Origin of the sequence: Paralcaligenes ureilyticus (assembly GCF_004346225.1) — a bacterium.
In the GTDB taxonomy this organism is placed as follows: domain Bacteria; phylum Pseudomonadota; class Gammaproteobacteria; order Burkholderiales; family Burkholderiaceae_B; genus Paralcaligenes; species Paralcaligenes ureilyticus.
The window spans coordinates 17,674-28,686 of the sequence record NZ_SMAJ01000018.1 but is presented as its reverse complement, the minus strand read 5'-3'; the positions used below and the strand labels follow the sequence as shown (position 1 = coordinate 28,686).

The 11,013-nt window shown below is 60.2% G+C and carries 8 protein-coding genes; 4 read left to right on the top strand and 4 right to left on the bottom strand.

From position 1 onward, the window contains the following. Positions 1-4: 4 nt before the first annotated feature. Positions 5-1,291 (top strand): glycosyltransferase family 9 protein, encoded by a 1,287-nt coding sequence (locus EDC26_RS17335; protein ID WP_132584982.1) that lies wholly within the window; start codon positions 5-7, stop codon positions 1,289-1,291. Between the two features lie 60 nt (positions 1,292-1,351). Continuing rightward, positions 1,352-2,824 carry a glutamate-cysteine ligase family protein gene (locus EDC26_RS17330; protein ID WP_425012846.1) on the top strand — a complete coding sequence of 491 codons (1,473 nt, stop codon included), beginning with the start codon at positions 1,352-1,354 and terminating at the stop codon, positions 2,822-2,824. Positions 2,825-2,863: 39 nt separating this feature from the next. Here the strand turns inward: EDC26_RS17330 and EDC26_RS17325 are convergent, their stop codons facing one another. Next, entirely contained in the window at positions 2,864-4,042 is a 1,179-nt protein-coding gene (locus EDC26_RS17325; protein ID WP_132584978.1) for an ABC transporter substrate-binding protein, read from the bottom strand. After that, entirely contained in the window at positions 4,039-6,060 is a 2,022-nt protein-coding gene (locus tag EDC26_RS17320; RefSeq protein ID WP_132584976.1) for a SpoIIE family protein phosphatase, read from the bottom strand. The genes EDC26_RS17325 and EDC26_RS17320 overlap by 4 nt, the downstream gene beginning before the upstream one ends. Positions 6,061-6,210: 150 nt before the next feature. Here EDC26_RS17320 and EDC26_RS17315 point away from each other — a divergent pair, with 150 nt between their 5' ends. After that, entirely contained in the window at positions 6,211-8,652 is a 2,442-nt protein-coding gene (locus tag EDC26_RS17315) for an MFS transporter (RefSeq protein ID WP_132584974.1), read from the top strand. Here the strand turns inward: EDC26_RS17315 and alr are convergent. Then, complete coding sequence (alr, locus tag EDC26_RS17310; protein ID WP_132584972.1) at positions 8,618-9,799, bottom strand: alanine racemase; 1,182 nt, start codon at positions 9,797-9,799, stop codon at positions 8,618-8,620. The genes EDC26_RS17315 and alr overlap by 35 nt on opposite strands. After that, positions 9,796-10,242 (bottom strand): ATP-binding protein, encoded by a 447-nt coding sequence (locus tag EDC26_RS17305; protein ID WP_132584970.1) that lies wholly within the window; start codon positions 10,240-10,242, stop codon positions 9,796-9,798. Before EDC26_RS17305 ends, alr begins: the two co-directional genes overlap by 4 nt. Before the next feature lie 209 nt (positions 10,243-10,451). Between EDC26_RS17305 and EDC26_RS17300 the strand changes: the two genes are divergently transcribed. After that, entirely contained in the window at positions 10,452-10,790 is a 339-nt protein-coding gene (locus tag EDC26_RS17300) for an STAS domain-containing protein (RefSeq protein WP_132584968.1), read from the top strand. The last annotated feature ends 223 nt before the right edge of the window (positions 10,791-11,013 follow it).

Here is an 11,013-nt window from a genome sequence, read left to right as displayed (position 1 = left end):
CGTCATGGACTCGACAACGCAATTTCGCTGGGTTGTGGATGATCTTCGGATCAGTGTCGGGCCTTCGTCGCTGGGCCAGCCGTGGTCTCTGGATGTGGATGTGACGCGCCCGTCGACCGGGCAGATCGAGTCCATGCTTTGGGATGCCAACGCTCCTCATGGCCTGAGCCGCCGCGACGCCCAACCGTCGGCTTTTCAAGAAACAACGCCTGCTTTTAGCGAGCGCAATCTGTTGATTCTTGCCGATCAGGGGGTCGGCGACATCGTTCAGCAATGGCGGTATGTGTCGTCTGTTGCAAAGCAGTTCCGTCGGGTGCGTGTCCAATGCCGCCCCGAGTTGCAGCGTTTGCTGCGTCGGCAATCGACCGAAATCGAAACGATTGCATTTGGTGAAAGCCGTGACGATCCCGATGACGTTCATGTGTCGATCATGCGTTTGGGATCCTTGACCCACGACTCGAAGGGGGGCGACGCCTATCTGACCGCACACGGCCGCAAACCTGCGCCCGCCAATGGCCGGTTGCGGGTGGGTCTGAACTGGATAACCAGCAACACAGGTGTTGCCGCCAACATCAAATCGCTGCCTCCGGCTCTGCTCGAACCCGTATTGCGCGATTATCCCGGGATAGACTGGGTCAGTGTGCAATGGGGCGATGACGAACGTCGGCTGTCTTGTCAGCCTTGGGCCGCCGCCGTAGAACTGCTTGGCTGCACGTTTACCGATGTGGCCGACCTGGCCGACGCGATCGTCGGACTGGATCTGCTGATCACCACCGATAGCGCGCCGGCTCACCTGGCCGGCGCCCTTGGCGTGCCTGTCTGGACCTTGCTGAGCCGTCCATGCAGTTGGCGCTGGGGGCTCGATAGCCCCACTACGCCGCTGTATTCCGGCATGCGTCTGGTTCGCCAGACAGGGCAGGGCGACTGGTCGGGAGTGGTGGCACAGATTCATCGAATGCTGGGCGGGATTCTCAGGCTATCGGGCGCGGCCGACTTTCTGCTCGCCCGACCCTGGGAAGACATGCCTTTGGGCCTTTTCGACGAGCGGGCCATGTCGACGCCCGGGGCTTCGGGGGGCGGCACGGTCCGTTCGGCCTCTTTGGACGAGGCGTTACGGATGTGCCGGGAAAATGCCGACTGGCGCGCGGCGTTCGTGTTTTACCCCATGGCGCTGCTGGAAGCGCTGGGCGTGCGCGTCTGGGGCCGGGATTATCCGGGTTTAGCCAAAGTGTTCAAGACCATGGTTGATTGTCATGAAGGCTTTTCCTGGTGCACGCCGTTACGTAATTGATTCGGAGACAAATTGGATAATGGGCTTAAGGAAGCGTATTGCCCCAGGATCGGACTGGAAATGGAAATGGTTGTGGCGCACGCCGAAACCGGTGCGAGCCTGCCTGTGGAAGCCTATTTCGACGCATTGCGCTCGATCAAGGAAAAAAAGGGGATAGCGTGCCGGCCCAGCACTCTTTCGGGCCGTTGTGTCGGCTTGCACACGCCGGTCGCCGAGTGCGGTCTGGATAACGGCTTCAATCTGCTGGAAACATCCCTCGCACCCGTGGACGGCGGATCGGGAGGGCTGCAACGCCTGGCGGTGCTCGCGCATCAGGAGCTGGCCGATACGCTTGACGCCTTGAAAAGCGACCATGCCTGCGTCCTGAACGCATCGCAACATCCGGCTTGTCCACGCGATGCCGATTGGTATGAGCGGGTCTGTGTTCCGCGTCCCATCTACCGGGAACTGCGGGGCTACCGGGGTTGGCATCACTGGGAAGGCATTGACGCCAAAGCGCAAAATGGCGCCAACACATCGGTGCCTATCGATCATGCCATAGACGCGCTGAATGTGGCGGTGGCCCTGGCGCCGGCCAGTATCGCCCTGTTTGCCAATAGCCCACTTGAGTCTGGTCGGGTGACGGGTTTCAAGGAAAATCGCATGACGCTCTGGCAGCGCGTCTTCGGCCCCGCCAAGTTTCCCGGCGATCTGCAATTGTGCAGCTATCCGGAGCGTCCTTTTCGCGACATGGGCGATTTTTTCCTGTGGATGTTCGGGCCGGGCACGGTGACGCGTGGCCTGCCGCTCGCACCGTCCTACGATTACAAGGCTGTCCCGACGGCTCTTCTGGACGGCGATCCCTGCCTGTTGAGTTTTCTGCAATCGTCGCAATGGCCGGGCCATCGAGCCGATAACGATTGTGCAGTCCGGCTTGCGCCCGATACGCACCATTTCGAGTATTCCCAAATAGGGCAGTTTCTGGACGCGCGCTTGCGATATCGATTCGGCGCTTTGCCGCCGCTACCCGATCTAATGGCGGCATGGCGGCGCGAGGGCGGGCTCGAGACTTTGTTTACGGCGTGCGACGCCCAGGTTTATATCGAGGCCCGCGCGCCGGGCGCGGGATTTGCCGATGCCTGCCTGTTGAGCGAGGCCGGCGCAAAGGTGGCGCAAAGCGTGCTGCTTGCGCCGTCGGCATTGCAGGCGGGCCTGCTGGCCAATCTTGCCGATGCCCGCTTGCTGGTCGAGGAATGGGGCTGGAAGCGCCTTGGCGCGTTGCGACAGCCCGCCCTGCGAGCGGGACTGGGCGATGCCCAAATCAAGGCGCTCTGCGCCGACGTGCTGGCGGTGGCGCGCGCCGGCTTGCCACAGTGCGACCGGCATTGGCTGGCCTACGCGGAATTCATAGGGGAGTCGGGTCGCACGGCCGCAGACCGTCTTCTGGATACGTGGGAGAGCGCAGGCGGCACGCAAGGTAGCCGCCTGGCCGCTTTGTTGCCGCGGCACGCCGCCTTGCATCCCGACCGGTTTGGCGCTTTGCCGAAAAAATAGGCGCTGGCCGGCTGGACGACGCGTGGCCGGCACGGATGATCAGGGATCCGTCTGATACACCTCGTCGGCCGCCAGGAGGATATCGACCGGCGGGTTGAATCCTATAACCCGGGCGGTAGCCAGGTTCAGCGCGATCTTTGGCGGATCTATCCATATCTGGCTAAGCTGGCGCGGTTTGGCTCCGTGGAAGATACGGGCGATGGCCTCGGCCTGAAAAAGCCCTACGTAAGATAGATCGGCTTGCGCCAGGCTAAGCAGGATTCCCTGCTTGACTTCTTTGGAGCCGTTCATCGAAAAACTGGGTATCTTGGCCTGTTCCAGTATTTTTGAGATGGCCACTATTGAATCGGGGGTGACGCCGCGGTGCGTGGTGACGTATACCGCGTCGACGCGCTCGTCGGCCAGTTTGCTGTAACAGCCGACAGCATTGGCAACGGCCTGTTCGGTAGGAATACTGCTGGATGCGGCGTAGCAGGGCTGGACAGAAAAGCCGAGCTCCCGGCTGACTTGTTCCACCGCATCCACGGCGGCATAGGTGCGGCCCGCAGCGCTGTTTTCGTAGACGATGCCCAGCTTCTTGAAGGGAACGATTTCGTGGAACAGCCGCACCTGGCGCTGGAAGCGCTCGGGTTCGACGCGAGTGTGCAGGTTTTCCCGGCCGCTGTCCTTGGCGCTATCCGATATGCCGGCGCCAACCGCATCGCTCGCTGAGGCCACGATGGTGGGAATCGGCGGGCCGATGGCGCGCATGTCCTGCCCCGCCCACGTGCCCATGGCGATCATCAGGTCGATATCGCCCTTGTCATGGATACGCTTGACGATGGCTTCGCGCATGGGTGCCCGCTTTTCGGCATCGAAGTCTCCGGGCTGCCAGTATGCGTCCTGGACGAATTCCAGGTATTTGCTTTGTGCGTTGGCCGCAAGCCACGTCCACAGATCGTGCCCGCTGATCCCCTTTGGAATGTCGGTATTCAGATGCAGCCACTCCAGGTGCTGCAGGCCTTTGATTATTTGTGTCAGGGTGAGTGGATATTGATCGTAGTTGCCGCTTTCCACGTAGCCTATGCGCCAGCGCTTGCCGTCGGGTTTGGCCGTGGGCGTCGTGGCAAAGACGCTGGCCTGGCCCGCAGGCGTCGATGCCGCCGTTTGCGCTTGCGAAGACGGGACGGCGAGCAGGCTGATGGCCGTGACGATGCAAAAAAGAAAACGTGAAATCATGGCATGGCCCTTTTTGCGACGATCAAGGTAATGTCATCCGATTGCTCCGTGCCTTGGGCAAATTCATGCACATCGTGCAGCAGCGCCGCCATCAGGCTTTGCGCATTGTCGGGCTTTTGCTCGGCGATCAGGGCAAAGAGCCGGGGCTCTCCGTAAAGATTGCCGTTCGGATTCAGTGCTTCGGTTACCCCATCGGTATAGCCTATCAGGATTTCCCCGGGCTCGAGTCGGGTGCTGAATTGTTTGTAGGGCAAATCTTCCTGGACGCCGCAAGCTGGGCCGCTGCGATCTTCAAGCAGGCGAAGTTTGCCATTGACACTGAGTATGCACGGCGGCAGGTGCCCGCCGTTGGACCAGGTCAACTCGCCCGTTTTCATATCCAGCACAGCGATGACCAGGGTAACGAACATCAGGTTGGGGTTGTTCTCGGACAGTCGATTGTTGACGCGTTCCATCAGCCGGGCCGGGTCTGCTTCGTCCTCGGCCGACGCCCGTATCAGCGTGCGGGTGACCGCCATGAACAGGGCGGCCGGTATGCCTTTGTCGGAAACGTCGCCAATGGCCAGGCACAGCCGCCCGTCGGGCAGCAGGAAGTAATCGTATAGATCGCCGCCCACTTCCTTGGCGGGAATCATGGTGGCGTTCAGGTCCACTTTCGCGAGCGTGCCGGCGGCGAGTGGGGTGGGCAGCAAACCCCTCTGGATGCTGCGCGCAATATTCAGTTCGCTTTCGAAGCGCTCGCGGCTGGACGTCTCTTGAAGCAGGCTGGCGATTTTTTCGCGCAATTGCTGATCCATGAACATGAACGTGGCGGCCAGGCGGCCTACTTCATCGGGTTGTTTTTGCGGCAGTTGGGCAATATGCGGCGGTGTGGGGCTGGCGATGCTCAGGTCCTGTTCGGGTAGTTTACGGACGAAATCGGTCAAGTCTCGCAAAGGCCTGGCGATGCGTGTAGACAATATCCATGCAATGGCCAGCGACAGCAGCAATGCCAGCAGGAATACCCAGGCCAGCCGGTTGCGCAACTGGATCGCCGCGCGGGTCAGATCCTTGTTCGGGACGGCGGCGACGATGGTCCACCCCAGTGGTTTGAAATAGGCCGCGCTGATTTCCCAGGGGCCGTCGGAATCGTTGCTGTTGAACTGGAAGTTCGATATCTGGCCATTGGGCGGTATGGCGCCGAGCAATGTGCGCAAGCTTTTTTGGCTGGTGGCGTCTTGCTGGTCGAGCAGGCCCGATTGCTTGGGCGGCGGCGGTGAGACCAAACGGCCGTCGTCGGCGGCAATGAACACGAACCCCGATTGGGCCAGCCGAAGCGATTTCATGGCTTCGCCGATGGAGCGATCCATTTCTTTGCGCCGCAGGTCGAATTGTTTTACAACCTCGCGCGCGTCTCCGCTAACCGCCAAGATCCAGTCCCAAGGCTGAAAATAGGCAAAATAGGCATAACGCAGTTCGCCCTGTTTCTGCTGGCCCGTTGAAGGCAGGTGATAAATGGCGAAACTGTGGCCGCTGACGCGGGCTTCCTGATAGGCCGAGGCGGCCATGTCATGGCCTTTGAAGTCTTTTACCTTGGCCAGACTTACACCCAGAAGCGATTTCTCGCCGCTGGCGATGGTGATCAGATCGTGACTGAAGATGAAACTGAAGCGCTCGTTGCCTATGGACAGATTATTTATCCATTGTTTGGCGAGATCTTGGGCTTCCCCGGTGCTGATTTTATGGTGCGCGGCCTGATCCGCATACATCGCAAGAACCGACTGTATCGTATTGCCCAATTGCACCAGTTGCTTGCGGTCGTCGCGCACAGTGGTGATTTTGTTGTTAAGCAGATCGCCCCAGTGCGCGTCGCTATCGCGCACCAGCAGATTCAACACGTTGTCGACGGCCAGTTTTTCGCCCGCGATGACGGTGCGGGTAACGTTGCGCTCGGTGACGAACAGAACGGCCACGGCGCTCAGGAAGAGCGTTAGGCCGACGAGGAGAAAAATTTTGCTGCGCAGCGAGGTTAATCGCATAAATGACTGCCCAACAGGGGGGTTGCAGCGCCGGGCGCCGTGGGAATGTAAGTGGGAAGTGTGCTTTTGCATGCGATTGTAATTTATTATTGCGCCTGCGGCTTATTTATTAAAGAGGGAATGGCGTGGGCGACCTGCGCCGACGAGACTATGAACGCTGATGCAACAACACGACCGGCGCGCCGGCGCCATCCGCTGCGCGACGTGCTGCTGGCGTGCATGCTGGTGCTTTTGCTCTCGCAGGCGTTGATCGGCGCGCTTAGCCTGTCGGCACTGGATCGTCTGGCCATCGACAATACCGCCGAGCGAGTCGAGCTGCTGGCCGGACAGACATCGGCCCAGATCCAGACCGGCATGAGGCTGGGCAAGCCTCTGGCGCAGTATTTTGGCTTGTCGGAAATGCTGGCCAGCTTGCGGCAGCGCATTCCCGATTTGCTGGGTGCCAGCGTGGTGCTGTCGGGCGGGCAAGTCGTCGCCTCGGTGGGCGATGGGCTTCAGACTGCATCGTTGCTGAAGGCTTTGAGAACTCGGGGGGATGCGGGCATGGGGGTCGTGCGCAGCCCTTCGGGCGCTGTGTACCAGACTGACGCACAAGGAATCATGGTGGCCGTTCCGTTGATGCTGGCGGACGCCGACATGAAGGGGGCGGTCGTTTTGCAGGTCCGACAGCAGAACATGAAAAATAGCGCGCTGATGACCCATAACCTGGGTGTATTGGCCATTTCCACCTTGGGTGCCGCGATTCTTCTGACGCTGTTCTTCCGTTTTGTCATCCCCCTGTATGAGTTGGCCTCCGCCAGCCGCGCCAGGCTATTTGCGCCGCTATTGATTCTGCTTCTGGCGCAGGGCTTGTACGCGGCCTACACGATACACACGTTTCGTGTCGTATGGGTTCAGGTCACGCGCGAAAACACCGAGGTTCTGGGACGGGGCCTGCAGCATGATCTTGATCGGGTTCTTGGTTTCGGAATTGCGCCCGACCACCTGCGTGGCGTCGAACAACCTATGGCGCGGCTGGCCGCGTCCTTTCCGGTCATCAGTGAATTGCGGCTGCTCGGCGCCGACGGCAAAATTTTAAACCGCGCCAATGCGCATGGCGCCATGCCGGCGCAGGTTTCCTCCGTGGTGGGCGACGACTCCCTGGTTTTTCCGCTGAAAGCCAGGCCGGATGGCCCCGAGATTGCTTCCTTGCAGATACTGCCCGATAAGACGCTTATCGCGCAGGGCGTCCATGCCCGGATTCTGGATGCGGCAACCGTGGTCGCCGTTGCGCTGGTGGCCGCCATAGAGTTGCTGTTGCTGCTGACCTTGCTGATGGACAGGGCGTTTGCGGTGCCTGTCCGGACGTCCTCGGGCGAACCTGTCGGGCTGGACGATTCGTCGAGCGTCGGCTCGCTCGTGCGTCCGGTCATGTTCGGGTTTCTGTTCGCCCTGGCGCTGCCGCTCAGTTTTTTGCCGATATATGCGCGTTCTTTGCTGCCCGACGGCGGGTCGGGGCAAGGCGCCGCCCTGTTGGTGGCGCTGCCTATCGCGGCAGAGATGGCTTGTGGCCTGTTGACGGCCTTGCTTGCGGGACGGTTGATTGACCGGCGTGGCTGGCAGTTTCCGGTGCTGACAGGCCTGTTGATCGCGGTGGCCGGCAATCTGGCCTGCGCGGCGGCGGGGTCTCTAATTACGTTTATTCTTGCGCGGGGTTTGGTGGGCCTGGGTTACGGGCTGGCCTGGATGGGCCTGCAGGGTTTTGTCGTTATCCGCAGCCCCGCCGCGTACCGGGGGCGCAATATGGCTTCGGTCGTTGCCGGCCTGTTCGCGGGCCATTTGTCGGGCGCCGCGGTAGGCGCCATGATCATGCAGCAGTTGGGTTTCAGTGCGGTGTTCGTCATAGGCGCGGTTTTACTGGCGCTGCCGGCGGTGGGTGTGTTGACCCTGATGTGGCCCTATCGTCATTTGCCGGGGCAGCATGAAGCCCGCAGTGCCGCGGCGCCCGCCGTCCGGTCCTGGGTGACGCTGCGCAAGCTGCTTGCCACGCGTGATTTCGGCATGCTGCTGGTGGGCTGCATTATTCCCTTTTCGATTGCCCAGGTCGGCCTGCTGACGTATGCGCTGCCTTTATACATGGATGCGCAGGGCTCGTCAGTGGCCAGCGTTGGCCGCATCCTGATGCTGTATGGCTTTTGCGTCATTTACGTCGGGCCTTATATGGGCAGGATGGCCGATCGCAGCGCCTACAAGAAATACTGGATAGCGGCCGGTGGGCTGGTGGGCAGCATAGGGTTGCTGAGCCTGCATTTTGCCAGCGGTATTCTTGCGGCCGCCATAGCCGTTGTTTTGTTGGCGCTGGCCAGTTGCCTGGCCGGAGGGGCGCAAACGGCTTATATGCTGTCTTTGGATCACGTCCAGAATTATGGCGCCGGCGCGGCCACCAGCGTTATGCGCGCGGCGGACAAGTTCGGTCAGATGCTGGGCCCGCTGTTGGTGGGCGGGCTGTTCGCCTCTGTAGGTATTTCTGGCGGCCTGGCTGTGACCGGCATGCTGTATCTGGTGGCTACGCTGGCGTTTATGGCTTTCGCACCCCGCCTGGGGCGTCGATAGCCAGTCTCGGTACTCGCGCGGTGAGGCCGGTGCAAAGCTGCGCCGGTATGGTTCCCGCCGAACGGGCGATCATTTCTACCGGCAAGTCGTCGGCGCCCCAGAGCGTAACGATCGTGCCTGGGCCCGCTGTTGGATGGGCGCTCAGGTCCACTGTTATGGTGTCCATCGATACCCGGCCAAGAATCCGGCTTTTGCGGCCGTCGATCAGCACGGGGCAGTTTTCGGAAATGCCGCGCGGATACCCGTCGGCATAGCCGCAGGCCACAAGCCCAATGCGCATGTCGTAGCTGGTCCGAAATGTTGCGCCGTATCCCAGCGGCTGACCCGCCGGCAGTTTTTGCACGCGATGAATGGCAGCCCGCAGCGTCATGGCGGGCATCAGCCCAAGGCCTGACCCGGTGACATCGTGCAATGGGCTTATCCCATAGAGCGCGATGCCGCTACGTACCCAATCGGCGCCGGCGGCATAGCCCGGATCGGACAGCAGGGCCGCGGAATTTTCGGTGCAGCGCGGGCCGGGGAGGGCCGCAAACAGGGCTTCGAATATTTTCCGTTCCGCGCGCAACTGCTCGGCGTCTTCCGCCTGGGCATAGTGTTGCATGTGCCCAAATCCCGAGAGCACATCGGTGCGCAGCAATTTTTGCAGTCGGCCGCAGGCGGGGCCATAGCCTTGGCCGTCGAAGCCCGCGTGATGCAAAATGCCGCTATAGCGTAGCCATGCAAAAGGCCGGTCCGCCTGCCGCAACCTTTCCAGCTCGACGATCTGCCTTTCGTTATCGATAACCAGATGAAGCGGAAACAATTTCGGGTCTCGCAGATCGACAGCGGAAAATTGCGCACTCATGACAAGAATTGGCTTGTGCCAGCCCAGGGATCTAAGCGCATAGGCCTCGGGTATGGAAAGCACGGCGATGCCGTCGGCACCATGCAGGCCGGGCAGGACATGCATTACGCCGTGGCCGTAGGCGTCGGCTTTGACGACCGCCCAGATTGAAGGAGTGTTTTTTTTGCCGGCCGAATTCAGTGTGTGACGCAAGGACTGAAGGTTATGTGCAATGGCGGCCTGGTTTACGTAGGCCAGGGCTGTTTCGGGGAAAGCATTGTGCAGGCTTGTCGCCGGCGCGACCGATGGTGCGGTGGCGCTCATGGCTCGGTCTTGTCGGAATCGGCAATAGCCGTCAGACGCAAATGATTTTTATCATCTGCCCGCCGATAGTGAATATCCTGTAGATAATGCCGCATCAGGCGCAGCCCGTGGCCTCCGATAGCTGCTTCGTCCACAGATTCCGCCAGGCCTCGTGTAACCGCCTGGGTAGGATCGAAGGGTCTGCCATTGTCGATGATATCGAGCGCGATTTCCTGTTCGCTGGCAAGGACTGCAAGGGCGATGCATGCCGTGCCTGTGTCATGAGCTCCACCATGGAAGCCATACATGACAACATTGCTCAGCGCCTCGTCAAGGCACAGGATGAGCTTGGATGTTGTCCGCTTGTGCCAGTGTTCCCGTTTGGCGATCGATTCCAGCCAGGCCAGAGCCTTGGGGACGGCATCGGGCCCGGGAGCGAGAGATAGCGAAGCAAGTGTCTGCATGGTGTGGATTGATAGAGGAGGTTTAGGAGTTCAAATGCAGTGGAAGACGGGGTACTTGCCGAATTTCATGCGGCTGAAATGGTTAAACAGCCGCATGCCGAAAATTACGCCGAACGCGGGAATTGTCGCGTATCATACTAGCCAGAACTTGTTGCACGCCATTACAATTCAATGAATAAAATTACTTTTTTTAATATAACGGTTTACCTATGAGTCTTTCAAGCGAAAAAATCGGCGAAGTTTTGGTGATTTCCGCAAGTGGCCAGATCAATAGCGCCAATGCGTCCGAGGTCGAAGCAGGTCTTATGGTATGGGTCGAGCAGGGCGAACATATTTGCGTTCTGGACCTGACCTCTCTCGACTACATTTCCAGCGCCGGTTTGCGCGTCGTGCTCATGCTGGCCAAACGCCTGAAGCAAAATTCGGGTCGCCTGATCCTGTGCTGCCTGCAACCTCAGGTCAAGGACGTATTCGATATCAGCGGATTCCTGACCATTCTTACCGTTGTCGACGATCGCGCCGCTGCGCTTGCGCAATTGGCCGCATAACGCCGCCGGGTAACGCGGTGTACAGCATTTTTGGTCAAACGGTATACGGCGCGGGGTGTTTGGGCATTTGTCGGTTGGGTATCTGAAGACGCCGTCTATGGGGGCCGGGACGGGGCCGGCAGTATGCCTGATCAGGTTGTCCGCAGCCTGCCTCTGTCACGTTACTCGTAGACTTCACTCGGCCCAATCCTCGCCCTGCGGCGTCTTAACAGAATGACCCCTC

Bases quoted from the DNA above. Each gene is read 5' to 3' on its own strand.
- EDC26_RS17335 (WP_132584982.1), top strand. From the start codon at position 5: ATGGACTCGACAACGCAATTTCGCTGGGTTGTGGATGATCTTCGGATC.
- EDC26_RS17330 (WP_425012846.1), top strand. From the start codon at position 1,352: ATGGAAATGGTTGTGGCGCACGCCGAAACCGGTGCGAGCCTGCCTGTG.
- EDC26_RS17325 (WP_132584978.1), bottom strand. From the start codon at position 4,042: ATGATTTCACGTTTTCTTTTTTGCATCGTCACGGCCATCAGCCTGCTC.
- EDC26_RS17320 (WP_132584976.1), bottom strand. From the start codon at position 6,060: ATGCGATTAACCTCGCTGCGCAGCAAAATTTTTCTCCTCGTCGGCCTA.
- EDC26_RS17315 (WP_132584974.1), top strand. From the start codon at position 6,211: ATGAACGCTGATGCAACAACACGACCGGCGCGCCGGCGCCATCCGCTG.
- alr (WP_132584972.1), bottom strand. From the start codon at position 9,799: ATGAGCGCCACCGCACCATCGGTCGCGCCGGCGACAAGCCTGCACAAT.
- EDC26_RS17305 (WP_132584970.1), bottom strand. From the start codon at position 10,242: ATGCAGACACTTGCTTCGCTATCTCTCGCTCCCGGGCCCGATGCCGTC.
- EDC26_RS17300 (WP_132584968.1), top strand. From the start codon at position 10,452: ATGAGTCTTTCAAGCGAAAAAATCGGCGAAGTTTTGGTGATTTCCGCA.